Annotated in this window: 28 protein-coding genes; 15 read left to right on the forward strand and 13 right to left on the reverse strand. The window is 67.7% G+C overall.

The window, feature by feature from the left end; all coding sequences use genetic code 11:
- Window positions 1-28: 28 nt before the first annotated feature.
- The 3 genes from AC5P76_RS16115 (at window position 29) to AC5P76_RS16125 (ending at window position 3,018) form a co-directional block, all read left to right on the forward strand.
- Window positions 29-439 (forward strand): DoxX family protein, encoded by a 411-nt coding sequence (locus AC5P76_RS16115; protein WP_253119817.1) that lies wholly within the window; start codon window positions 29-31, stop codon window positions 437-439.
- 31 nt (window positions 440-470) lie between these two features.
- Window positions 471-1,259 carry a dioxygenase family protein gene (locus AC5P76_RS16120; RefSeq protein WP_164151001.1) on the forward strand — a complete coding sequence of 263 codons (789 nt, stop codon included), beginning with the start codon at window positions 471-473 and terminating at the stop codon, window positions 1,257-1,259.
- Window positions 1,260-1,374: 115 nt separating this feature from the next.
- Complete coding sequence (locus AC5P76_RS16125; RefSeq protein WP_053520275.1) at window positions 1,375-3,018, forward strand: Na+/H+ antiporter; 1,644 nt, start codon at window positions 1,375-1,377, stop codon at window positions 3,016-3,018.
- Between the two features lie 62 nt (window positions 3,019-3,080).
- On the opposite strand, the gene AC5P76_RS16130 is transcribed toward AC5P76_RS16125, so the two are convergent.
- Window positions 3,081-3,329 (reverse strand): DUF3297 family protein, encoded by a 249-nt coding sequence (locus tag AC5P76_RS16130; protein ID WP_053520274.1) that lies wholly within the window; start codon window positions 3,327-3,329, stop codon window positions 3,081-3,083.
- An 89-nt stretch (window positions 3,330-3,418) separates the two neighbouring features.
- On the opposite strand from AC5P76_RS16130, the gene AC5P76_RS16135 reads away from it, so the two are divergent.
- Window positions 3,419-3,961: a DUF6630 family protein gene (locus tag AC5P76_RS16135; protein WP_253119819.1), complete on the forward strand. Its 543-nt coding sequence runs from the start codon at window positions 3,419-3,421 to the stop codon at window positions 3,959-3,961.
- Window positions 3,962-4,007: 46 nt separating this feature from the next.
- On the opposite strand, the gene AC5P76_RS16140 is transcribed toward AC5P76_RS16135, so the two are convergent.
- The 5 genes from AC5P76_RS16140 to msrB form a co-directional block, all read right to left on the reverse strand.
- Window positions 4,008-4,283 carry a DUF4031 domain-containing protein gene (locus AC5P76_RS16140; protein ID WP_111186594.1) on the reverse strand — a complete coding sequence of 92 codons (276 nt, stop codon included), beginning with the start codon at window positions 4,281-4,283 and terminating at the stop codon, window positions 4,008-4,010.
- A 13-nt stretch (window positions 4,284-4,296) separates the two neighbouring features.
- Complete coding sequence (locus AC5P76_RS16145; RefSeq protein ID WP_053518232.1) at window positions 4,297-4,794, reverse strand: hypothetical protein; 498 nt, start codon at window positions 4,792-4,794, stop codon at window positions 4,297-4,299.
- Window positions 4,795-4,920: 126 nt separating this feature from the next.
- On the reverse strand, window positions 4,921-5,859 hold the full coding sequence (gene motB / locus AC5P76_RS16150; RefSeq protein WP_053518234.1) for a flagellar motor protein MotB: 939 nt from the start codon (window positions 5,857-5,859) through the stop codon (window positions 4,921-4,923).
- A gap of 3 nt (window positions 5,860-5,862) precedes the next feature.
- Window positions 5,863-6,717 (reverse strand): flagellar motor stator protein MotA, encoded by an 855-nt coding sequence (gene motA / locus AC5P76_RS16155; protein WP_053518236.1) that lies wholly within the window; start codon window positions 6,715-6,717, stop codon window positions 5,863-5,865.
- Between the two features lie 92 nt (window positions 6,718-6,809).
- Window positions 6,810-7,277, reverse strand: coding sequence for a peptide-methionine (R)-S-oxide reductase MsrB (gene msrB / locus AC5P76_RS16160; protein WP_053518238.1), 468 nt, complete (start codon window positions 7,275-7,277; stop codon window positions 6,810-6,812).
- Window positions 7,278-7,417: 140 nt separating this feature from the next.
- On the opposite strand from msrB, the gene AC5P76_RS16165 reads away from it, so the two are divergent.
- A complete protein-coding gene (locus AC5P76_RS16165; protein ID WP_111186593.1) occupies window positions 7,418-7,792 on the forward strand; it encodes a classical arabinogalactan protein 4 in 375 nt (124 codons plus the stop codon).
- A gap of 167 nt (window positions 7,793-7,959) precedes the next feature.
- Entirely contained in the window at window positions 7,960-8,121 is a 162-nt protein-coding gene (locus tag AC5P76_RS16170) for a lana protein (protein WP_429000973.1), read from the forward strand.
- A gap of 46 nt (window positions 8,122-8,167) precedes the next feature.
- Here the strand turns inward: AC5P76_RS16170 and AC5P76_RS16175 are convergent, their stop codons facing one another.
- The gene (locus tag AC5P76_RS16175; RefSeq protein WP_053518243.1) at window positions 8,168-8,647 is read right to left on the reverse strand and encodes an Lrp/AsnC ligand binding domain-containing protein; all 480 of its coding nucleotides are present in this window, start codon (window positions 8,645-8,647) and stop codon (window positions 8,168-8,170) included.
- A 149-nt stretch (window positions 8,648-8,796) separates the two neighbouring features.
- Between AC5P76_RS16175 and AC5P76_RS16180 the strand changes: the two genes are divergently transcribed.
- Window positions 8,797-10,101 (forward strand): D-amino acid dehydrogenase, encoded by a 1,305-nt coding sequence (locus tag AC5P76_RS16180; protein WP_053518245.1) that lies wholly within the window; start codon window positions 8,797-8,799, stop codon window positions 10,099-10,101.
- Complete coding sequence (gene alr / locus AC5P76_RS16185; RefSeq protein WP_128988033.1) at window positions 10,080-11,150, forward strand: alanine racemase; 1,071 nt, start codon at window positions 10,080-10,082, stop codon at window positions 11,148-11,150. Before AC5P76_RS16180 ends, alr begins: the two co-directional genes overlap by 22 nt.
- 104 nt (window positions 11,151-11,254) lie before the next feature.
- Here the strand turns inward: alr and AC5P76_RS16190 are convergent, their stop codons facing one another.
- Complete coding sequence (locus AC5P76_RS16190; protein ID WP_053518248.1) at window positions 11,255-11,821, reverse strand: DUF3016 domain-containing protein; 567 nt, start codon at window positions 11,819-11,821, stop codon at window positions 11,255-11,257.
- 248 nt (window positions 11,822-12,069) lie between these two features.
- Here AC5P76_RS16190 and AC5P76_RS16195 point away from each other — a divergent pair, with 248 nt between their 5' ends.
- Together AC5P76_RS16195 and AC5P76_RS16200 are read left to right on the forward strand one after the other, a co-directional pair.
- On the forward strand, window positions 12,070-14,055 hold the full coding sequence (locus AC5P76_RS16195) for a hybrid sensor histidine kinase/response regulator (protein ID WP_065175384.1): 1,986 nt from the start codon (window positions 12,070-12,072) through the stop codon (window positions 14,053-14,055).
- Window positions 14,056-14,099: 44 nt separating this feature from the next.
- Window positions 14,100-14,393, forward strand: a complete 294-nt coding sequence (locus AC5P76_RS16200) for a DUF3247 family protein (protein WP_253119822.1) — start codon at window positions 14,100-14,102, stop codon at window positions 14,391-14,393.
- Between the two features lie 73 nt (window positions 14,394-14,466).
- Here AC5P76_RS16200 and AC5P76_RS16205 read toward each other — a convergent pair whose 3' ends face one another.
- Window positions 14,467-14,730 carry a hypothetical protein gene (locus AC5P76_RS16205; protein WP_053518254.1) on the reverse strand — a complete coding sequence of 88 codons (264 nt, stop codon included), beginning with the start codon at window positions 14,728-14,730 and terminating at the stop codon, window positions 14,467-14,469.
- A gap of 159 nt (window positions 14,731-14,889) precedes the next feature.
- Between AC5P76_RS16205 and AC5P76_RS16210 the strand changes: the two genes are divergently transcribed.
- From AC5P76_RS16210 to AC5P76_RS16220, 3 genes are read left to right on the forward strand one after another with little or no spacing between them, the layout of a single operon-like run.
- On the forward strand, window positions 14,890-15,954 hold the full coding sequence (locus AC5P76_RS16210) for a class I SAM-dependent methyltransferase (protein WP_253119825.1): 1,065 nt from the start codon (window positions 14,890-14,892) through the stop codon (window positions 15,952-15,954).
- The gene (locus AC5P76_RS16215) at window positions 15,951-16,652 is read left to right on the forward strand and encodes a pseudouridine synthase (RefSeq protein ID WP_065175382.1); all 702 of its coding nucleotides are present in this window, start codon (window positions 15,951-15,953) and stop codon (window positions 16,650-16,652) included. Before AC5P76_RS16210 ends, AC5P76_RS16215 begins: the two co-directional genes overlap by 4 nt.
- Window positions 16,649-17,338 carry an HAD family hydrolase gene (locus tag AC5P76_RS16220; protein WP_193396637.1) on the forward strand — a complete coding sequence of 230 codons (690 nt, stop codon included), beginning with the start codon at window positions 16,649-16,651 and terminating at the stop codon, window positions 17,336-17,338. The genes AC5P76_RS16215 and AC5P76_RS16220 overlap by 4 nt, the downstream gene beginning before the upstream one ends.
- A 111-nt stretch (window positions 17,339-17,449) precedes the next feature.
- Here the strand turns inward: AC5P76_RS16220 and fabB are convergent, their stop codons facing one another.
- A complete protein-coding gene (fabB, locus tag AC5P76_RS16225) occupies window positions 17,450-18,658 on the reverse strand; it encodes a beta-ketoacyl-ACP synthase I (protein WP_253119828.1) in 1,209 nt (402 codons plus the stop codon).
- Window positions 18,658-19,173 carry a 3-hydroxyacyl-[acyl-carrier-protein] dehydratase FabA gene (gene fabA / locus AC5P76_RS16230; RefSeq protein ID WP_053518264.1) on the reverse strand — a complete coding sequence of 172 codons (516 nt, stop codon included), beginning with the start codon at window positions 19,171-19,173 and terminating at the stop codon, window positions 18,658-18,660. The genes fabB and fabA overlap by 1 nt, the downstream gene beginning before the upstream one ends.
- Window positions 19,174-19,363: 190 nt before the next feature.
- Between fabA and dinB the strand changes: the two genes are divergently transcribed.
- Window positions 19,364-20,458, forward strand: coding sequence for a DNA polymerase IV (dinB, locus tag AC5P76_RS16235; RefSeq protein ID WP_065175379.1), 1,095 nt, complete (start codon window positions 19,364-19,366; stop codon window positions 20,456-20,458).
- Between the two features lie 13 nt (window positions 20,459-20,471).
- On the opposite strand, the gene AC5P76_RS16240 is transcribed toward dinB, so the two are convergent.
- Both AC5P76_RS16240 and AC5P76_RS16245 read right to left on the reverse strand, forming a co-directional pair.
- A complete protein-coding gene (locus AC5P76_RS16240) occupies window positions 20,472-21,383 on the reverse strand; it encodes an MBL fold metallo-hydrolase (RefSeq protein ID WP_111186587.1) in 912 nt (303 codons plus the stop codon).
- Window positions 21,384-21,430: 47 nt separating this feature from the next.
- Complete coding sequence (locus AC5P76_RS16245; protein ID WP_065175377.1) at window positions 21,431-22,069, reverse strand: NAD(P)-dependent oxidoreductase; 639 nt, start codon at window positions 22,067-22,069, stop codon at window positions 21,431-21,433.
- A 109-nt stretch (window positions 22,070-22,178) separates the two neighbouring features.
- Here AC5P76_RS16245 and AC5P76_RS16250 point away from each other — a divergent pair, with 109 nt between their 5' ends.
- Window positions 22,179-23,108 (forward strand): LysR family transcriptional regulator, encoded by a 930-nt coding sequence (locus AC5P76_RS16250; RefSeq protein ID WP_065175376.1) that lies wholly within the window; start codon window positions 22,179-22,181, stop codon window positions 23,106-23,108.
- The last annotated feature ends 51 nt before the right edge of the window (window positions 23,109-23,159 follow it).

The raw sequence follows: 23,159 nt of genomic DNA on the forward strand, positions 1-23,159 counted from the left end.
CTGTGCTTCTTCCCTTCGAGGCCCCGCCATGACTCCCTCTGCTGCTTCCGCTCCGCCGCTGGCGCCCTATGGCGCGACGCTGCTGCGCCTGGCCCTCGGCGTGCTGTTCCTGATCCATGGGCTGACCAAGCTGCTGGTGTTCACCCCGGCCGGCACCGCGGCGTTCTTCGAGTCGCTCGGTCTGCCGGGTGTGCTGGGTTACCTCACCCTCGCGGCAGAACTGGTGATTTCCGCAGCCCTGCTGCTCGGTATCTACGCGCGCTGGGTCGGGCTGGCCGGTGTGCCCCTGTTGCTGGGCACCATCGTCACCGTGCACGGCGCGAACGGCTTCGGCTTTGCCAATGCCGGCGGTGGCTGGGAGTACCCGGCCTTCTGGGCGCTGGCGCTGGTGGTGCTGTTCCTGGTCGGTGACGGCCGCTGGACCCTGCGTTCGCGTTGAGCGCGGGCTGATACTGCAAACGGAGAATTCCATGTCCCGCCTGCCTTCGCTGTACATCTCGCACGGTTCCCCGATGACGGCGCTGCAGCCGGGCGAGGTGGGCGTGCGCCTGGCCGAACTGGCCCGCGACCTGCCCACGCCGCGCGCCATCGTCATCGCCTCGGCCCACTGGCTGGGGCGGCAGCCGTTGGTCGGCGCCCACCCACAACCGCCGACCCTCCATGACTTCGGCGGCTTCCCGCGCGCGCTGTTTGAACTGCAGTACCCGGCACCGGGCGATCCTGCGCTGGCCGAGGACATTGCCGGGCGCATCGCCGCGGCGGGCCTGCCGGTGGCCATCGATACCCAGCGTGGTCTCGATCACGGCGCCTGGGTGCCGCTGCGCCTGCTGCGTCCGCAGGCCGACATTCCCGTGGTGCCGGTATCGATCCAGCCGTTGCTGGGGCCTGCGCACCAGTTTGCGCTGGGCCGCGCGCTGGCACCTCTGCGCGAACAGGGCGTGCTGCTGGTCGGCTCGGGCAGCATCACCCACAACCTGCACGACTGGGGCGACTACCAGGACGGCAAGGAAGCGCCCTATGTGCGGCCGTTCATCGAGTGGGTGGAGCAGCGGCTGGCGGCCGATGACCGCCCGGCGCTGTTGGACTACCGCCGGCAGGCACCGTTCGCCGAACGCGCCCATCCCACCGATGAACACCTGTTGCCGCTGTTCTTCGCGATGGGTGCGGCCGGTGACCACCGCTTCGGCGCACGTCGCATCGATGCCGGCGTCGATGGCGGCTTCCTGGCGATGGACATCTACCGCTTCGACGGGGCATGAGCCTGTGCTGACGCAGCGTCGCCGCGGTTGTCGCAGTCGTGGTCGCCTGTGGTAGTTTTTTCCGGGTTTCCGGCGCTGGCTTCATGCCCCCCCCGCGCCGCTTCCTGGAAGAAGCATGCATACCATTGAAGTCGTGCTGGCGATGCTGGTGGCGGTCGTCGCCAGCGGATACCTCGTCCGCGTCCTGCCGTTCTCACTGCCGCTGCCACTGGTGCAGATCGGTCTGGGCGCGGTCATTGCCGGCGTGTTCAACCGCGGCCATGCGCTGGAGCCGGAAGTGTTCTTCCTGCTGTTCCTGCCGCCCCTGCTGTTCCTTGACGGCTGGCGCATCCCCAAGCAGGGCCTGTTCCGCGACAAGGGCGCGATTCTCGAGCTGGCGTTCGGCCTGGTGGTGTTCACCGTCATCGGCGCCGGCCTGCTGATCCACTGGATGATCCCGGTGATGCCGCTGGCGGTGTGCTTCGCGCTGGCGGCGATTGTTTCGCCGACCGATCCGGTGGCCGTTGGAGCGATCGCCTCCAAGGCCCCCATTCCCAAGCGGCTGATGCACATCCTCGAGGGCGAATCACTGCTCAACGACGCCTCCGGTCTGGTCTGCTTCCGCTTCGCGGTGGCGGCGGTGATGACCGGTACCTTCTCGCTGGCCACCGCTTCGCTGACCTTCCTGTGGGTGGCGGTGGCGGGCCTGGCGGTGGGCGTGGCGGTGACGCTGGGCGTGTCGACCTTCCAGCGTTGGTTGTGGCGCCGTTTCGGTGAAGAGCCGGGTGCGGCGATGCTGGTCAACCTGCTGATCCCGTTCGCGGCCTACCTGCTGGCCGAAGAGATCAATGCCTCGGGCATCCTCGCGGCGGTCGCGGCCGGCATCTCGATGAGCTACGTGGAAATGACCGGCCGTGTTTCCGGCAGCATGCGCGTGCAGCGCGCGGGCGTGTGGAACATGCTGCAGTTCAGCTTCAACGGCATCATGTTCGTGCTGCTGGGCGAGCAGTTGCCGGGCATCGTCGAGCGTGCAACCACCACGATGAACGAGACCGGTCACCAGAGCGCGTGGTGGCTGCTGGTGTACGTGCTGGTGATCAATGCCAGCCTGATCGCCCTGCGCCTGCTGTGGGTGTGGCTGTCACTGCGCTGGAACCTGCTGCGTGCGCGTCGGCGTGGCCTGGAGCGGGGCGAGGCGCCGAACTGGCGCATCGTGGTGGCCACCTCGGTGGCGGGCGTGCGCGGTGCGATCACCCTGGCCGGCGTGCTGACGCTGCCACTGTTCCTGCCCGATGGCAGCCCGTTCCCCGCACGCGACCTGGTGATCTTCCTGGCTGCAGCGGTGATCCTGTTCTCGCTGGTCGGCGCCAGCGTGGCGCTGCCGCAGCTGCTGAAGGGCCTGCAGTTGCCGGCCGACTCCGGTGAGCGCAAGGAAGAGGATCTGGCCCGCCGGTTGTCCTCGAAGGCGGCGCTGGCCGGGGTGGAGCGCAAGCGGCAGCAGCTGGTGCTGAACCAGAACACCGAGAACGTGCAGTTGTACAACGACGCGGCCTCGCGGGTCAGCCTGCTGTATCAGCGGCACCTGGATCGCGAGAACCCGGACGTGGATCCGGAGAAGGTGAAGCGGATGGAGGAGGGCTATCGCCAGTTGCGCAGCGCCGGCCTCACTGCCGAGCGCGAGGAACTGTTCCGCCTCACCCGGCGCGGCGTGATCTCCGACGAGATCTCGAGGCGCCTGATCCGCAACCTGGATCTGCTGGAGTCGCGCAAGCGCGAGTGACCGGCCCTGTGCATCGGGGTCGGATCCCTTTCCCGCGGAAAGGGATCTGACCCCGGGCTCCGTCAGGCCGGCTTCTGGTCGAGGAAGTAGGCCTCGACCTTGCCTTTGACCTTGATTGTCATCGGGTTGCCGCGACGGTCACGGGCCTTGCCGGCCTGCACGCGGATCCAGCCTTCGCTGACCGAGTATTCCTCGACGTTGTCGCGCTCGACGTCGTTGAAGCGCACGCCGACGCCGCGCTCCAGCGCCTGCGCATCATGGAAGGGGCTGGCCGGATTGATCGCCAGGTGGTCGGGAGGGGTATCGCTCATCGCATCATTCACAGTGACGGCCACCAAGGCCGGCTTCAGCGATACAGGATAAACCGTAGAATGCCGGCCTGCCCCGAGGAGTTCCCGCCATGCCCGACAACAGCGACTACTTCGACTTCGAGGAGGACGTCCATGATTTCGATGAGGATGGCTTCGAAGCGCGGGTCTGGAACCTGCTGGTACTGATCAACCCGGGCGACGAGGAGCTGGCGCTGCAGCAGTTCAACCGCTGGCGCGAGCTGCTGGCCGAAGCCGGCGAACCGCTGGAAGCAGACGCCGATTGGCTGCCGCCACTGCTGTCCGCGATCGGCTGGCAATCCGGCTTCGAGGTGGAGCGGGATGACCTGGAAACGCTGATATCGGCGGTGAACGAGCTGTCCGCGCGCTTCAACCTGCAGCTTGACTGGGGCGGCGACCTGGACGATGAGGATTTCACCGAAAACCTGGATGGCGTGCAGCTGATGTCCACCGCCTTCGACCGCCTGCGCGAGCACAACTACACGCTGTGGAGCGTGGATGCCGGCAGCGCGGGTTTCACCGGCTGGATGGCACTGACCCGTGACGATGACGCCATGCTGGCGCTGTGCTCGCTGCTGAACGTGGAAATCCGCCTGGGCAGCGACCCGTTCTGAGCGTCATCCCGGTTCGCCGGGCCATGCCCGGCGGGGGCGCTGCGGCCTACGGCCGGTACTGCGCCCGCGCGTTGGCGATCACCGCTTTCACCTGTGCGCGGTCCGTGTGCCGTGAAATCGCCACGGCACCCAGTGCGATCGCCTGTGCGCGCAGCTCGGTGGTGACGTCGTAGTGCGCGCCGCTGGCCTTGTTCTGGAAGGCCCGGCGGGGGATGCCGAGCTGCGCCGCCATGGCGTGCAGCTCGGCCAGGGTGTCGGCCATCAGATGCGCCCAGCGCTGGTCGCGCCAGGCATGCACTGCGTCATCGACGTAGACCGTCACCGCCGCGGCCGGATCAGGCCTGCGGCTTGCCGTCGGCGTCGGCGGCCGGAGCAGCCTCGGCGTCAGCGGTACCTTCGGCAGCGCTGGCTTCTTCGGCCACATCGCCTTCAGCGGTCTCGCCCTCAGCTTCCACGCCTTCGAACTCGGCGACCAGCGCGTCCAGGTACTCGTCGGCGGTCTGGCCCGCTTCGGCGGCCAGGGTATCCAGCAGCTTCTGCAGCAGTTCGGAATACTCCAGGCTGACCTTGCGGCCTTCCTTCTCCTGCACGTTGGCCAGGTGCTTGAGCATGGCCAGCATCGGCACCGGGTTCTCGGCATTGCCCATGGTCTGACCGCCGATGGCCAGCAGCCACTCGCGACCCTGCAGGCCGATGGCGGCGACCACCTGGCCGTCCTCGCTGGTCAGCACGGCGTGGTTCTGCACCTGCTGCTGGGCGTTCAGACGGAGGAACGGGCGCTTGGCCTGCTGCTTCTTGCGCTGGTCGCGCTTGGCCTTGGAAGACTTGGACATCGGGGGTGTCACCTGAAAACGGAAAGACCCCCATTGTACCGGGTGCGCCGGGCCATGCCCCTGGTGGGTGCGGACCTTGGTCCGCATGCTTTCCCGGATGTGCGGACCAAGGTCCGCACCCACCGTCTACTTTGCCTCACCCTGCGCCGCCTGTACGTCCGCGTCGATGACCGGCGCCGACAGACCCACCTGTGGACCGGCGCCGGCCAGCGCGGCCTGCTCGGCGGCGCGGGTCATCACCACGATGCTGATGCGGCGGTTGATCGGGTTCTGCGGGTCGGCCCGGTCGAACAGCACCGAGGAGGACAGGCCGACCACGCGGGTGATCTTGCTGTCCTCCAGTCCGCCATCGATCAGGGCGCGGCGGGCCGCATTGGCGCGGTCGGCGCTCAGTTCCCAGTTGCCGTAGCCGCGGGCGGCGGTGTAGGCGGTGATGTCGGTGTGGCCGGTCAGGCTGATCCGGTTCGGCACGTGGTTCAGGTACTCGGCCAGCTCATGCAGGATCTGCTGCGTGTACGGCTTGAGCGTGGCACTGCCGAGGTCGAACATGGGCCGGTTCTGCTTGTCCACGATCTGGATGCGCAGGCCTTCCGGGGTCAGGTCCAGCAGCAGCTGGTCCTTGAACGGCTCCAGCGCCTGGCTGCGGCTGATCGCTTCCTGCAGTTCCTTCATCAGCTGTTCCAGCTGCTGCTTGTCGCGCTGCTGCTGGTCCACCGGGTGCGGCACGGCTTCCTGCTGGTTCTGGAAGGGATCGTTGCTGCTGCCACGCGAGATGTCGGTGGCGCCGCCGAGCTTGATCATCGACGTGCTGGCACCGCCCGGCCCGGCCATGCCCGGGGCCGGCGTGGCGCTCTGGCCACTGAGCGGGCTGGGGTTGCGGAAATACTCGGAAATGGCCGCACGATCGTTCTTGCTGGTGGTGGCCATCAGCCACAGCACCAGGAAGAAGGCCATCATCGCGGTCACGAAGTCGGCATAGGCCACCTTCCACGAGCCGCCATGGTGGGCGGCATGGCCGGCCTTCCTGACCTTGCGGACGATGACGGTGGGTTTGCTCTCGGCCATGGCTTACTTGACCGTCTTCAGGTGCTGCTCGAAATCGGAGAAGGCCGGGCGCACGTTCGACGGCAACGTCTTGCGGGCGAATTCCAGCGCGATCTTCGGGTTGTAACCGCGCAGGCAGGCCAGCAGTGCGGTCTTCACCGATTCGTAGATGCGGCTGTCCTGCTCGGCACGTGCTTCCATCGCCGCTGCCATCGGGCCGACGAACCCGTAACCCAGCAGGATGCCCAGGAAGGTGCCGACCAGCGCACCGGCGACATGGCCGCCGACCTCGACGATGTCGCCGCCGATCGAGCCCATGGTGATGACGATGCCCAGCACCGCCGCGACGATGCCGAAACCGGGCAATCCGTCGGCCACCTTGGTCAGCACCTGCGACGGGGCCATCGCTTCGGCGTGGTGCTTTTCCAGCTCCAGTTCGAGCAGCGGCTCCAGTTCATGCGGCTCGATGTTGCTGCCGATCATCAGGCGCAGGCAGTCGGTGATGAAATCGATCAGGTGATGGTCGGCCTGCACCTTCGGATAGTTGCCGAACACGGCGCTCTCGGCCGGGCGTTCGACGTGGTCCTCCAGCGCCATGAAGCCTTCCCGGCGCGCCTTGTTGAGCAGTTCGTAGAGCAGGCTGAGGACGTCGATGTAGTCCTGCTGCTTGTAGCGCGGGCCCTTGAACACGCCGACGATGGCCTGCAGCGTCTGCTTGACCGTCTTGGCCGGGGTGCCGACCAGGAACGCCCCCAGCGCGGCACCGCCGATGATGACCAGTTCGTAGGGCTGCCAGAGAGCCCCCAGGCGGCCGTGGGCACCGAGGTAGCCCCCGATCACGCTGATGATGACGACCAGGAATCCAACGATGATGAGCATGGGGCAACGCAGGGAGGGGGGATATCTCCTTGTCGGCCCACCCTGCGGATTTCTGAAGAGGGAATTCTGTGAAACCGGTCAGCAGGGGTGTCTCAGCCCGCTACGCCGCTTTCCGCACCGCCACGCTGCAACGGGTTGGGCCAGGCCTCGCCGTTGCCGGCGAACGAAAGTGAGACGGAGTTCAGGCAGTGGCGCTCATGGGTGGGCGGCGGCCCGTCCGGGAACACGTGGCCGAGGTGGCTGCCACAGCGGGCGCAGGTGATCTCGGTGCGGATCATGCCGTGGCTGGTATCGCGGATCTCACGCACGTGTGCCGCGTCGTAGGGGGCGAAGAAGCTCGGCCAACCGGTGCCGGAATCGAACTTGGTGCTGGAGCGGAACAGGGGCAGCCCACACAGCCGGCAGCAGTAGACACCCTCACGCTTGTTGTCCAGGAACACGCCACAGAACGGTGCTTCGGTGCCGTGCTGCAGCAGCACGCGGCGTTCTTCGCTGCTGAGGCCGGCGACCAGGGTGTCGGTCTGGGAGGCGGTAGGGGGCGTCAGGTCGAAGGCACTCATGCTGGCTCTCCGTGGGGTCGATGGCCTGGGGATGCCTGCAGACGTGGGGGTGTGACCGCCGTCTTGCAAGTGTGAGCTGCGTTCATGGACGGCACACGGGCGCGGGCGCATGGTGGGGAGGATTCCTGCTGGAGCGTGCCATGAAGACCCTTTCCATCTGGGTGCTGTCGGCTCTGCTGCCCCTGTCGGCACAGGCCCAGGTGCCCACCACATCGCCGACCACCACCCGCAGCACCACCACCGTGGCGCCAGCGCCGGTGCCGCCGCCCCCACAGCCGGCAAGGCCGCAGCCGCAGGTCCTGCCGTCACCGCAGCCGACGCAGCCGATCAAGTCCACCGGCCCGGCGCAGGTGGTGCCGACGCCGGCGCCGAAGCTGCCGGACAAGGTCTATGACCGCAACGGACGCATCGTTCCCGGCGTCAAGCCGGTCGGCCCGAACCGTGTGTTCGACTCCCGTACCGGCCGCTACTACGACAGTGTGCCGGCCGGCAGTGGCCAGCAGGTCAAGCCATAGGGCAGGCCGCTACCGCCCGCGGCGGGCGGTGACCGCGCCGGCTGAACGCCTGAAAACACACTGCTGCCGCTCACGGCTTTTTCGCCTGTGATTAACCGCCGCAGGACCACCGTGGCCCTGCGCCGGCATCCCGCCGTCGCATGTCCTTCGTCCTTTGGATCGCGATCATGAAGAACCCGCAGAACCGTCATCCCGGCAAGGAAGCGCAGAGCCATAAGCCGCAACAGCAGCAACAGCAGCAGATGGACCCGCAGCGGCCGCAGAAGGGCGGCAAGCAGCAGGAAACACGCCAGCAGCAGGGCTCGATGAAGCACCCGCAGCAGCGCTGACGCCCCCTGGAACAGGGCCGGAACCCGCAGCGCGGGCTCTGGCCCTTCATTCGGGAATCGGCAGGCTGAGCGTCTCCTTGACCTCTTCCATGACGATGTAGCTCTTCGATTCGCGCACGTGCGGCAGGGTCAACAGGGTGCTGCCCAGCAGTTTGCGGTAGGAGGCCATCTCGCTGATCCGCGCCTTCAGCAGGTAGTCGAAGTCGCCCGACACCAGATGGCACTCGAGCACGTTCGGCAGCTTCAGCGCCGCGCGCCGGAACTCCTCGAAGATGTCGCCGGACTTGTAGGCCAGGCTGATCTCCACGAACACCAGCAGGCTGGCTTTCAGCGCTGTGGGATCCAGGTGAGCGTGATAGCCGGTGATCACGCCCTCGCGCTCCAGCCGGCGCACGCGCTCGGTGCACGGGGTGGTCGACAGGCCCACGCGCTCGCCCAGCTCGGTAAAGGAAATGCGGCCTTCGGCTTGGAGGATGCGCAGGATCCTGCGGTCGATCTTGTCCAGTTCACGGGGGCGGGCGGCCATGGGCGTCAACCTGGGGAAGTGAATCACGGGGAAACATCTTGCCTGCAGCGTGAAAAACAGGCAAATCGCCTATGAATGGAAGAATATACTTCCCCGATTATGGCCCTGTCGTGCTCAAGCGCAGGGAATGATCGGGTTGGAGAATTTCCATGCGAGTCCTAGTTCTCGGCAGCGGCGTGATCGGCACCACCAGTGCCTGGTACCTGCGACAGGCCGGGTTTGATGTCACGGTCGTCGACCGCCAGCCCGGCCCCGCGCTGGAGACCAGTTTCGCCAATGCCGGCCAGCTGTCATTCGGCTACACCTCGCCCTGGGCCGCGCCCGGCGTGCCGAAGAAGGCGATCGGCTGGCTGTTCGAGAAGCATGCGCCGCTGGCGATCCGTCCCGGCATGGATCTGGCCCAGTACCGCTGGCTGTGGCAGATGCTGCGCAACTGCACCCACGAGCGCTATGCGATCAACAAGGCGCGCATGGTGCGCATGTCCGAGTACAGCCGCGATTGCCTGAACGAGCTGCGCGCGCAGATCGGCATCGAGTTCGAGGGGCGCGACCTGGGGACCACCCAGCTGTTCCGCACCCAGCAGCAGCTGGATGCCTCGGCACAGGACATCGAGATCCTGGCCCGCTATGGCGTGCCGTACGAAGTGCTGGATCGCGCCGGCATCATCGCCGCGGAGCCGGCGCTGGCCCATGTTGATGGCCTGGTCGGTGCGCTGCGCCTGCCGCGCGACCAGACCGGCGACTGCCAGCTGTTCACCCGCCGCCTGGCGCAGATGTGCACCGACGCCGGTGTCGAGTTCCGATTCGACCAGGACATCAGCGCCATCGAGTCGGATGGAGAGCGCATCACCGGCGTGCGCATCGCCGGCAAGCTGGAGACTGCCGACCGCTATGTGGTCGCGCTGGGCAGTTACTCGCCGGCGCTGGTCGCGCCGCTGGGCATGCGCCTGCCGGTGTACCCGCTGAAGGGGTATTCGTTGACCCTGCCGATCACCGATCCGGCCATGGCTCCGACCTCGACCATCCTCGATGAGAGCTACAAGGTTGCTGTAACCCGCTTCGACAACCGCATCCGTGTCGGTGGCATGGCCGAGGTGGCCGGTTTCGACCTGTCGCTGTCACCGCGTCGCCGCGAGACCCTGGAGCTGGTGGTTCGTGACCTGTACCCGAAGGGCGGGGACCTGTCGCGCGCGCAGTTCTGGACCGGCCTGCGCCCGGCCACGCCGGATGGCACGCCGGTGATCGGCGCCACGCCCTTCCGCAACCTGTATCTCAACACCGGTCACGGCACCCTGGGCTGGACCATGGCGTGTGGTTCAGGTCGCTACCTGGCCGACCTGATGAGTGCACGCCAGCCACAGATCAGCACTGAAGGCCTGGACATCTTCCGCTACGGCCAGTTCGGCCATGCCCCGCAACACGAGAGCCGCACATGCGTCCTGCCCGCGCGCTGATCGATCTGCACGCGCTGCGCAGCAACTACCGGCTCGCCCGCGAGCTGGGGGGCGGCAAGGCGCTGGCGATCATCAAGGCCGATGCCTATGGCCATGGCGCCGTGCGCTGCGCGCAGGCCCTGGAAGACGAGGCCGACGGCTTCGGGGTGGCGACCATCGAAGAAGCGCTGGAGCTGCGCAAGGCCGGTATCCGCGCGCCCATCCTGCTGTTGGAAGGCATTTTCGAAGCCAGCGAGATGGCGCTGGTGGCCGAGCATTCGCTGTGGTTCTCGGTCGGCTCGCCGTGGCAGCTGGAGGCGCTGGCTGCCTTCGACAGCCCGCATCCGTTGACGGTCTGGCTGAAGCTGGACAGCGGCATGCATCGCTTGGGTCTGGACGTGGAGACCTTCCGCGCCGCACACGCGCGCCTGCAGGCGATGCCGCAGGTGGAGCGGATCGTGCTGATGACCCATCTGGCGCGTGCCGATGAACTGGACAGCGAACGTACCCACGAACAGGCCGCCACCTTCGCACGTGCAATCGAGGGCCTGCAGGGTGAGACCAGTGTGTGCAATTCGCCGGCCCTGCTGGGGTGGCCCGACGTGCGCAGCGACTGGGTGCGCCCGGGGCTGATGCTGTACGGTGCCAACCCGCTGCCGGACGACACGGATCTGACCGGGCGGCTGCGTCCGGTGATGACCATGCAGTCCAAGGTGATTGCCGAGCGCTGGATCGAAGCCGGTGAGCCGGTGGGATATGGCGCGCGCTTCGTGGCCAAGGCGCGTACACGCGTGGGCGTGGTGGCCCTGGGCTATGCCGACGGCTATCCCCAGTTCGCGCCGAACGGCACCCCGGTATTGATCGACGGCCAGCCTGGTGTGCTGATCGGCCGGGTTTCGATGGACATGCTGACGGTGGACCTGACCGCACATGCACAGGCCGGCGTTGGCAGTGTGGTGGAACTGTGGGGGCAGGCCCCGACGCTTTCGGAACTGGCGCCACGTTGCGGGGTGAGCGCCTACCAGCTGCCCTGCGCGGTCAAGCGGGTCGCCCGCGTCTACCGCGATTGATGCGCCGCCGGGCATGGCCCGGCGCTACCGGATGTCCAAAGCGCCATGCCCGGCGGGTGTCGGAAATGCACAGGTAGCGCCGGGCCATGCCCGGCGGGTGCCGGTCAACGCGCGGCGGTGGCCTGGGCGGTCAACTGCCGCTTCACCCAGTCATCGATCAGCCGCTTCTCGTAGCGCAGCGGATCGCTGTCGCTGCGCAGCCCGAGGGTGTGCAGGTAGCCGGTGTCGGTCAGCTTGGCCTCGCCCTCGTCGACGATGCGGCCGCTGGCGTCCTTCAGCGTGTACTGCAGGGTGATGCGCGGCGGATAGATGTCGCGCATCACGCGGATGTCATTGGCGCGCGGGCCATGCCACGGTTCGTAGTCGCCCGCGCGCTTGATGTCGACCAGGGTGATGTCCAACGTCTGCCCGGCCTGCAGCGGCTTGGCGGCGCTGGTCTGCAGGTAGCGCGCCAGCTGCTGCACCCAGTCGCCGCGTTCGGCCTCGAAGCGGTTGTGGCTCTGGCGGATCTCGGTGAATGTCGCCGGATCGTTCCACTGCACGTTGACCGGGCCGTCGGCCTGCAGCGTGCGCGGCGCATCCGGGCTGGTGACGGTGCGCGGCGCGGCGTTCGCAGCACCCGCGGCAAGGGCCGCGGCCAGCAGCAGGGTGGCGGACAGAGAGCGGTTCATGGCGGTCTCCTGCGTCCCCGGAATGGGGGCGGATGTTGATCTCGCATCGAGTGTGATCCTGCCGGCGGGGCCCAGCAATGGCCGAATGCGTCAACAGCGTCGGCGGTTGCCGCCAATTCATGGTCGTCAACCATGACTGACGGCGCTTGACGCTGTGAATACGTCCTTTGGAAGATGCTGTGCCTCCATCCGGTACGCCCCAGACGCCCTTGTCCACACTGCCGCCCCTCGCGGAGCGCCCGCCCTTGATGGTTCCGGCGCCCGAACCCGACCTGCATCGCGGTGTGCTTGAACGCATCAACGCCGGCTTTTGCGTGATCCAGGTCATGTTCGACGCCGATCGCGCAGTGGATTACCGCTTCCTTGAGGTGAATGACGCTTTCGAGCGCCACACCGGTCTCAAGGACGCCCGCGGCAAGTGCATGAGCGCGCTGGAACCGAACCACGAGAGCGACTGGTACCGCATCTACGGCGAGGTGGCGCGCAGCGGACGGCCAGCGCAGTTCGAGATGGAAGCGCGGGCGCTGGGGCGCTCGTTCGCGGTGGACGCGGTCCGTGTGGGCCGCCCCGGCGAGGACAAGGTCGGCATCCTGTTCTTCGACATCACCGCACGCAAGCAGATGGAGCTGGAGCTGGGCGAGAGCGAGGCCCGGTTCAGCGCGTTGGCCGATGGCCTGCCGATGCCGGTCTGGGTGCTGGATGAGCGCGGACATGCGCGCTTCGTCAACAGCGCCTTCAGTGAGTTCTTTGGTGGCGACGAGACGCGTGTGCCGGAGGATGTCTGGCGCGGCCTGGTGCATCCGGATGATGCGTCGGTGTTCGAGTACGAACTGCAGGAAGCGTTGAAGGCGCAACGCTCCATGCATGCCCTCGTCCGCGCACGGCGTGCGGACGGACAGTGGCGATGGCTGGAAATGAACGCGCGTCCGCGATTCTCGCGGATGGGTCGATTCATCGGCCTGGCCGGCAGCAGTCCGGACGTGACCGAGCGCCGCGAGATCGAACTGGCCCGTGAAGAGCTGCTGCAGTCCGAGCGCGCCGCACGCAGTGCCGCCGAGAACATGGCGCGCCTGAAGGATGAATTCCTGGCGACCCTGTCGCACGAACTGCGCACGCCGCTGACCACCATCCTTGGCTGGAGCGAGCTTTTGCTGCAGCGTGTCGACAACACCAGCCCGCTGTACAAGGGGCTGGGCGTGATCGCCAACAGCGCCGGTGCACAGAAGCGGCTGATCTCGGACATGCTCGACCTCAGCAGCATGCTGCTGGGCAAGGTGCAGCTGGAAGTGGAAGTGCTGGACCTGCGCGAACTGCTGGGCGAGGCGATCGGCGCGCAGGAGCTGGTGGCCGAGGGCAAGGCACTGGACGTGCAGTTGCGGCTGCCTGAGCAGCCCAGCCTGGTGCTCGGGGATGCGACGCGGTTGCAGCAGGTGTTCTGGAACCTGTTGTCGAACGCCATCAAGTTCACGCCGGCCGAGGGCCGCATCGAGATGCAGCTGCGGGCCGACGGCAAGCACTGGGAGATCACCGTGCGCGATACCGGTGATGGTATTGCTCCGGAGTTCCTCAATCATCTGTTCAGCCGCTTCCGGCAGGCCGACGGCACCACCACCCGCCGCCATGGTGGGCTCGGCCTGGGCCTGGCGATCGTGCAGCAGCTGGTCGAGCTTCACGGCGGCACGGTCACTGCGGCCAGCGAAGGCCATGGCCACGGTGCCACGTTCACCGTACGCCTGCCGCAGCATCTGCCCGATGCCGAGCGGCGGCCGCTGCGCGAGGTGATCAGCGGGCCGATTCTGGAGCCGGTGGTCGTCGAGCCCTATCCGCTGCGGGGCATGCACGTGCTGGCCGTGGAAGACCAGCCGGAAGTGCTGGAGTACCTGCGGCGCATGCTGGAAGAGCAGGGCGCGACGGTGTCGGCTGCCAGTTCGGCCGGCGAAGCGTTGGCGCTGCTGGCCGATGCCGGCCACCTGCAGTACCACGTGATGCTGACCGACATCGGCATGCCGGGTATGGATGGTTATGGGTTGGTGCGCACCCTGCGCGAAGACATGGGCGTGGATGCGGCGACCCTGCCGGCGGTGGCCGTGACCGCGCTGGCGCGAGCGGATGACCGCCGGCGCGCGCTGGCCTCGGGCTTCCAGGAGCATGTGGCCAAGCCGTACTCGGTGGCCCAGCTGGTGGCTGCGGTGCGCAAGGTGCAGGTGCCGCGCGCCGACAGCGCGCTGCACTGAGCATTCACGGTGGATCGGCGACCCTGCACGCAGGAGGTTCTCCGATGTCCCGTATTGCTCCACGCATCCATACCGACCCGTCCCAGATCGCGCGCCTGGAATCCCTGCTGCCGCAGCTCGATGGTGAAACGCAGGTCGAACTGACCCTGCTTGATGGCCGCCGCCTGCTGGGCACGGTCGCCGTGCGACCAACGGTGCAGCAGTACCGCAACGACGCCGGCGATGAAGGCAGCAACGGCCAGCTGCGCCTGGACGACTACGACACGCCGGTGCAGCAGCATCACGTCTGGCTCGACGAGATCGCCAGCATCCGCCAGCTGCCACCCAGAACGACGTGATCCGGCAGGGGGCCGGGCTCACGCCCGGCTGCGGTCCGCAGGCCCGGGCCTGGGCTCGGGCGCGACAGGCACGTCAGTGCTCGAACACCGTCGGGGTTGCCTCGAACCGCCGGGCATAGGCGCGCTCCTCCGCCACCCGCGCCACCTCGTCGTCGGCCAGGTCCGGTGCGCCGTATACCGCGTATGCCACGCTGCCATCGGCGCCGTGGCCGACCTGGTGCAGCCGGTAGCGTGAATGTCCACCGCCGGTGTCCTCGGGGTAGTGCACGGGAGGATGGCTGCCTTCCAGGTCCATTTCGCTGTTGTCGACCACGCCACCGACGAACAAGGCACGCATGCGGATTCTCCTGCTGGAAGTCTCGGGGGACCTCTACCCTGAAGGGTCCGATGTTGCTGGGGCATCAATGCCCCGTTGAAGTTTCGCAAAGTGGCCTGCCGGGCCGGACCGCGCGAGCCGGTACAATGGACGGCCCTCACGCTTCAAGTAACCGCGCCGATGGCCGCCAGCGACGACGCCCCCCTGCAGACCCTGTTCCTGCCGTTCTCCCAGGGCGCGCTGCGCTGGCCGGACGGGCCGGTTGCGTTCCTGCGTGCCCGCGACGGCTGGCCACTGCGTGAGCAGGCCGGCGGGCGCGAGGTGCACTGCGAGCAGAGTTTTGCGCCGTTCGCGCAGCCCCTGCAGCAGGCCGCCGGCTGGACCGTCAGCGGCCAGCTTGACGATGTCGCGGGCCGGGGCCGCTACCCGCTGGTGCTGGTGCTGCCGCCGCGCCAGCGCGAGGAGGCCCGCGCGCTGTTCGCCCGTGCCCTGGCATTGGCCGCAGAAGGGGGCCGCATCGTCGCCTGCCAGTCCAACAACGAGGGCGCGCGCTCCGGCGAAGGTGACCTCAAGCAGCTGGCCGGCCTCGGCGGCAGCCTGACCAAGAACCATTGCCGGGTGTACTGGACCCCGCCACTGCAGGGCCAGCACGATGCCGACCTGGCCAAGCGCTGGAGCGCGCTGGATGCGGTGCGGCCGATCGTGGGTGGCCGCTTCCTCAGCCGCCCGGGCGTGTTCGCCTGGGACCGCATCGACCCGGCTTCGGCGCTGCTGGCCGAGCACCTTCCGGCCGATCTGGCCGGACGCGCGGCCGACCTCGGGGCCGGCTATGGCTACCTGTCGCGCGAGCTGCTGGAGCGTTGCCCGAAGATCACCGCGCTGGATCTGTACGAAGCCGAGCAGCGGGCCCTGGCACTGGCCGAGCTGAATCTTGCACCACCGCCGCGCCCGCTGCCGCTGCGCTTCCTGTGGCGGGACGTCACCGCCGGCATCGAGCCGGGGTACGACGTCATCATCAGCAATCCGCCGTTCCATACCCCGTCGCGCGCGGACCGGCCGGATATCGGCCAGCGCTTCATCGCCGTGGCGGCGCAGGCGCTGCGCCCGGGTGGTTGCCTGTATGTGGTGGCCAACCGCCACCTGCCGTACGAACACACGCTCAACGACAGCTTCGGCGCGGTGCGCGTGGTCGCCGAGCGTGACGGGTTCAAGCTGGTCGAAGCGGTAAAGGGGAAGGGCCGATGAAGCTGGTCAAGCACATCGCCAACCTGGGCTATGGCAGCCGCAAGCAGGTGCAGTGGATGTTCCGCGAAGGCCGTATCACCGATGCCGACGGCGAGGTGCTGTATGCCGACGACCAGGTGCCGCACGAGGCCGTGCGGGTCGACGGCGAGCCGCTGGATCCGCCGCCGGGGTTGTCGATCGCGCTGCACAAGCCAGCCGGCTACACCTGCTCGACCAAGGACACCGGCCGCCTGATCTACGATCTGCTGCCGCCGCGTTTCCGCGACCGCGACCCGGTGCTGTCCACGGTCGGCCGGCTGGACCGCGACACCAGCGGCCTGCTGCTGTTGACCGATGATGGCGGCCTGCTGCACCGGATCATCTCGCCGAAGTCGAAACTGCCCAAGGTCTACGAGGTGGAGCTGGCCCAAGACCTGCGCGGCGACGAAGTGGCCCTGTTCGCCAGCGGCACGCTGATGCTGGAGTCGGAGAAGACCGCCCTGCTGCCGGCTGAACTGGAGGTGCTGGGTCCACGCAAGGCGCGCCTGGTACTGCATGAAGGCCGCTACCATCAGGTGCGCCGCATGTTCGCCGCTACCGGCAACCATGTGCAGGCACTGCACCGCAGCCGCGTCGGTGGCCTGGACCTGGAGGGGCTGGCCGAGGGGCAATGGCGGCTGCTGACCTCCACCGACCTGGATACGCTGTTCGCTCCATGACTGTCATCGCTGCGCTGCCGTTTCTTCCCGACGCCGTCATCTTCGACATGGACGGCCTGATGATCGACAGCGAGCGGGTGTCCATCGCCTGCTGGTGTGAGGCTGCCGAAGCGTTCGGCCTGCCGCTGGATGCATCCTTCTTCGTGCGCATGGTCGGCCTTGGCGATCGCGACAGCCAATCGCTGCTGCGCCAGCAGGGCGTGGAGGACAGTGTGATCGAGGCGATGGCGCTGCGCTGCCATGATCTGTATGAGCAACGCACGCAGACCGGCCTGCCTCTGCGGCCGGGCATCCTGGAGCTGCTGGAACTGCTGAAGGCGCATGCGATTCCGCGTGCGGTGGCGACCACCACGCGTCAGCCGCGGGCCAACCGCAAGCTGGGCGCTGCCGGTCTGCTGCCGTACTTCGATGCAGTGATCACCAGTGGCGACGTGGCGCGGCCGAAGCCGGCGCCGGACATCTACCTGCTGGCCGCACAGCGGCTGGGGCAGGCGCCGGAGCGCTGCCTGGCGCTGGAGGACTCACCTGCGGGGACCCGTGCGGCGTTGGCCGCAGGCATGACCGTGATCCAGGTGCCGGACCTGGTGCATCCCGATGAGGAACTGCGCGCGCTCGGCCATCGCATCGTCGGCTCGCTGCGCGACGCGCACGCCCTGCTGCTGCCGCTGCTGCCGCGCCCGGCGTAGGCGCGCGCTGCCTTTGCGCCGGGCATGGCCCGGCGCTACCAGAGGCGGTGCTGCCGACTACGCGGTAGCGCCGGGCCATGCCCGGCGACCGTGCAGCCCAATGGCGGGCGATCAGACCCGACCGAACACCAGGGCCGCGTTGGTGCCGCCGAAGCCGAAACTGTTGGACATCACCCTGTCCAGCACCTGTGCGCGGCTTTCGCGCAGGATCGGGAAACCTTCCACCGCCGGGTCCAGCTCGCTGATGTTGGCCGAGCCGGCAACAAAGCCATCGCGCATCATCAGCAGGCAGTAGATGGCTTCGTGCACGCTGGCCGCGCCCAGCGAATGGCCGGACAGCGCCTTGGTCGAGGACAGCGGCGGCACGGCCTCGCCGAACACCTCGCGGATCGCGTTGAGTTCGGTGACATCGCCCAGCGGGGTCGAGGTACCGTGCGTGTTGAGGTAGTCCAGCGGGCGGTCCACGTTCTGCAGTGCCATCTTCATGCAGCGCACCGCGCCCTCGCCGGACGGTGCCACCATGTCCGCACCATCGGATGTCACGCCATAACCGATCAGCTCGGCATAAATGCGTGCGCCGCGCGCAACCGCATGATCGTAGTCTTCCAGCACCAGCATGCCGCCACCACCGGCGATGACGAAGCCGTCGCGGTCCTTGTCGTAGGGGCGCGACGCGTTGGCCGGGGTGTCGTTGAAACTGGTCGACAGCGCGCCCATCGCATCGAACATCACGCTCATCGACCAGTGCAGGTCTTCACCACCGCCGGCGAACATGATGTCCTGCGCGCCGTGCCGGATCATGTCCGCGGCGGCGCCGATGCAGTGCGCCGACGTCGCGCAGGCCGCCGACAGCGAGTAGCTCACGCCCTTGATCTGGAACGCGGTGGCCAGGCACGCCGACACGGTGGAGCACATCGTGCGCGGCACCATGTACGGGCCGACCTTGCGCACGCCACGTGCACGCAGCAGATCGACCGCGCCGATCTGCCACTCGCTGGAGCCGCCGCCGGAGCCGGCGATCAGGCCGGTGCGCAGGCCACTGACCTGCGCCTCGTCCAGCCCGGCATCGGCGATGGCATCGCGCATGGCGATGTAGGCGAACGCTGCTGCATCGCTCATGAAGCGCTTCTGCTTGCGGTCGATCAGGGCGTCGAGGTCGAGGTCGACACGACCGCCGATCTGGCTGCGCAGGCCCGCTTCGGCGTGGTCGGCCAATGCGGTGATGCCGGCACGCCCCTCGCGCAGTGCGGAAGAGACGGTATCCAGATCATTGCCGAGGCAGGACGTGATGCCCATGCCGGTGATGACGACACGACGCATCAGAAGCTCCCGGTTTCGGTGAACAGGCCCACGCGCAGGTCGCGAGCGTTGTAGATCTCGCGATCGTCCACATACATGCGGGCGTCGGACTGGGCCATCACCAGCTTGCGGTTGATGACGCGCGTGATGTCGATCTCGTAGCGCACGCGCTTGGCGTCCGGCAGTACCTGGCCGGTGAACTTGACCTCGCCGCAGCCCAGGGCGCGGCCCTTGCCGGGAGCACCCAGCCAGGTCAGGTAGAAGCCGGTCAGCTGCCACATCGCATCCAGGCCCAGGCAGCCGGGCATCACCGGGTCGCCGATGAAGTGGCAGCCGAAGAACCACAGGTCCGGGCGGATATCCAGTTCGGCGCGTACCATGCCCTTGCCATGCGGGCCGCCGTCCTCGCGGATGTCGGTGATGCGGTCGAACATCAGCATCGGGTCGTTGGGCAGACGGCCGGCGGCGGCGCCGAACAGTTCACCGCGTGCGCTGGCCAGCAGCTGGTCGCGGTTGAACGCGTGGAGACGAGTCATGAAACGCAATCCTGGAAGCGACGAACAGGGATACAAGTGCTCGAGAATGCCCTTGGAAGCGCTGCCGATCAAACATTTCAACCGTACGCAACCGTAGTGTTTTCAATGGAATACGCGCATCCTGTTGATGTGCAACGACCATACCTCGGCGTGTGGCCCACCCACGCCGAACCCGCCCCGTACACCTGACATGACCCGACTGCGCAAGATCATCCACGTCGACATGGACGCCTTCTACGCGTCGGTGGAGCAGCGCGACGATCCCTCACTGCGCGGCAGGCCGGTGGTGGTGGCGTGGCGCGGTGCGCGCTCGGTGGTATGCGCGGCGTCCTACGAAGCGCGCGTGTTCGGCGTGCGTTCGGCGATGCCGGCGATGCGTGCCGAGCGCCTGTGCCCGGACGCGATCTTCGTGCCGCCGGACTTCGCGCGTTACAAGGCCGTGTCGCGCCAGGTGCGCGAGATTTTCCTGCGCCATACCGACCTGGTCGAGCCGCTGTCGCTGGATGAGGCCTATCTGGACGTGACCGAGCCGAAAAGTGGCATCGAGCTGGCGACCGAGATCGCACGCACGATCCGCGCACAGATCCGCGACGAGACCCAGCTGACCGCTTCAGCGGGCATCGCGCCGAACAAGTTCCTGGCCAAGATCGCCTCGGACTGGCGCAAGCCCGACGGCCAGTTCGTGATTCCACCGCAACGGGTGGACGCATTCCTGGCGCCGCTGCCGGTCAGCCGCGTGCCCGGCGTGGGCAAGGTGATGGAAGGCAAACTGACGGCGCGCGGCATCATCACCTGCGGTGACCTGCGGCAATGGGCGCTGGCGGATCTGGAAGACGCGTTCGGCAGCTTCGGCCGCAGCCTCTACAACCGTGCACGCGGCGTCGATGAACGGCCGGTGGAGCCGGACCAGCCGGTGCAGTCGATCTCTTCCGAGGACACCTTTGCCGAGGACCTGCTGCTTGAAGACCTGGGCGAGGCCATCGTGCAGCTGGCAGAGAAGACCTGGAACGCCACGCGCCGGACGGAACGCGTGGGCCACACCGTGGTGCTGAAGCTGAAGACGGCGCAGTTCCGCATCCTTACCCGCAGCTTCACCCCGGACCGCCCGCCGGAATCGATGGAGGAGCTGCGCGATGCCGCGCTGGCGCTGCGCGCGCGCGTGGACCTGCCGGCCGACACGCGCTATCGCCTGGTGGGCGTCGGCCTGGGCGGTTTCCGCGACAAGGAACCGGTGGTGCAGGGGGAGCTGTTCGAGCAGGCGTTGAACGATCCGCACCGCCCCTGACCGCGGTCCTGCCTCACGGCCACTGCATTTCGCCCTTGGCCACCTTCGCGCTCAGCTGCAGCGATTCCACGCCCTCCAGCCGCGGGTAACGCGCCTGCATCGCCTTCACCAGCGCCTGGCTGTCCTTCGCTTTGGCCGCTTCCGCGTCGAACGCACGGATGTACCCGGCGGTGAAGCGCAGCGCACTGGCGTCCAGCGCCGCCCCTTGCGCGTAATGGCCCGGTACCACCACCTGCGGCTTCAGTGCCTGCAGTCGCTGCAGGGTCTGCAGCCAGTCGGCATGCGACTTCGGGGTCTGCGTGTCGGCCATCCACACATGCTCGCCGGCGACCACGGGGATGCCACCGACGATCGCGCGCAGTGAAGGCACCCACAGCACGCTGCGGTCCGGCGTAGGGCCATCGAGTCCGATCAAGGGCAGGCGCTGCCCTTCCAGCAGCAGCGCGTCGCCCTCCAGCACCTGCGGCACAACGATGCGCGCCGGTGCGTCGGCCCCCATCTTCGGGCCCCAGTAGGCACGCTTGCCGGCGTGGGTCTGCTGGATGTGGGCCACGGTCTGCGCAGTGGCGACGATGCGTGCGTGCGGGAAGGCGTCCTGCAGCGTGGCCAGGCCGAAGTAGTAATCCGGATCGCCATGGCTGATGTAGATCGTGGTCAGCTGCTTGCCGCTGGCACGGATCAGCTCGACGAGCCTGCGCGCGTCGCTGGCCGCGAACTGCGCGTCGACCAGGATCGCATCGTGGCGGCCTTCGATCAGCACCGATGACACGGAGAACATCGCCTGCGGGCCAGGATGGAAGTACTGCAGGTGCAACTGTGATTTCGCCGCCGTGGCCGGCGCCGGGGCAGCCGGTGCGGCCAGCAGCGGGGCGCTGGCGAAGCTGGTGACCAGTGCAAGCGGAAGCAGCAGGGCAACGGAACGCATGCGGAACTCCTTGTGCAGCGCCGGGCCATGCCCGGCATGTAGGTCGATCAGTACGCCGCAGTGATGATCTGCTTCGGGTAGGCATGCGCCTCCAGCTCCGCCACGAAGGCAGCGCCATAGTCGGCGTAGCTGATGCGGCTGTGGCCGCTGGCGTCGGCGAGGAAGGCCTTGGCCTGCACGCGGTACTGGCCACGCTCTTCGCCCGGTCCGATTTCCGCGGCCGGCGAGAAGAACGTCCAGTCGAGGTCGTCTACCGCCTGCAGGCGCTTGAGTGCTTCGCGGTGGGCCAGGGCATAAGGCTTGTACGCCTCCGGGAAGTCCGGCGTATCGACCAGCTGGACACCCGGTGCCACTTCCAGGCTGCCGGCACCGCCGACCACGACCAGGCGCGGCACCCCGGCCTTGCGTGCCGCGGCTGCCAGCTGTCCGGCCACTTCGCCGACGCGGCTGATGTCATCGCCCGGACGTGGCCCGTAGGCGCTGGCCAGCACGTCGTGGCCGGCGATGGCCGCGGCCAGCGCGTCGGGATCATCCAGCGCGGCGATCACCGGATGGGCACCGGCCAGCTCCGCCGGCAGGTCCTGCGTGCTGCGCACGATCAGGGTCAATTCGTGGCCGGCGGCCAGCGCGTGGCGCGCGATCTGGCGGCCGATGTTGCCGGTGGCACCGACGAGGGCGATTTTCATGGCGAACTCCATAAGCAAGGGGAGGGGAAGACGACGGGGCCACTGTAGGACGCTGTAATTGTCCGAAAAACAGCGTATAACGCGCTTGTTTGTTGCATGAATCGAGCAGATGGATCGACTGACCGCCATGACCGTATTCATCGAGGTGGCCGAGCGCGGCAGCCTCACGGCCGCCGCTGAGGTGCTGGACATGTCGCGGGCGATGGTCACCCGTTACCTCGCCGAGGTGGAGGCGTGGCTGGGGGCGCGCCTGCTGCACCGGACCACGCGCCGGGTCAGCCTGACCGGCCCGGGGGAGGCGGCGCTGGCGCGCTTCCGGCAGATGCTGGAGATCGGCGAGGCGCTGCAGGGCGAACTGGCCAGCGACGATCCCGAACCGCATGGCACGCTGCGGGTGACCGCCAGCGTCTCGTTCGGGCAGAGCCATCTGGCGCGCGCCGTCGCCGACTTCGTCAAGCGCCATCCGGCGGCGCGCATCGAACTGCTGCTGGTCGATCGCACGGTGAATCTGGTCGAGGAGCGGGTGGATCTGGCGGTACGCATCGCCCGGCAGATCGACCCCAGCCTGATCGCGCGACGTCTGGCCACATGCCGCTCGGTGCTGTGCGCCACGCCCGGTTACCTGGAGGTGCGCGGCACGCCGACCGCCCCGGAACATCTGGCCGCACACAACTGCCTGACCCATCACTACGTGGGCAAGAGCCTGTGGCACCTGCACCGCGACGGACGTTCGCAGTCGGTGGCGGTGGGCGGCAACATCAGCGCCAACGAAGCGTCATTGCTGCTGGAAGCCGTTCGCGCCAGCGCCGGCATTGCGATGCTGCCCACCTACCAGGTGGCGCCGTTGCTGCGCAGTGGCGAGCTGGTGGAACTGCTGCCGGCGTATACCCTGGACGAGCTGGGCATTCATGCGGTGTACGCATCGCGTCGCCAGCAGTCGGCGATCATGCGGCGGTTCCTCGACTTCCTGGGCGAGTGTTTCGCCAGCCCGGCCTTCCAGGATCTGGACTGGCGACCGGCGCGTGTGGAACCTGCATGACATCCCGGTGCGATGCGCACACGGCATACAATGAGCGGCCCCACGTCGTAC

It is taken from the genome of Stenotrophomonas sp. YJH_SMC_36 (assembly GCF_059369935.1).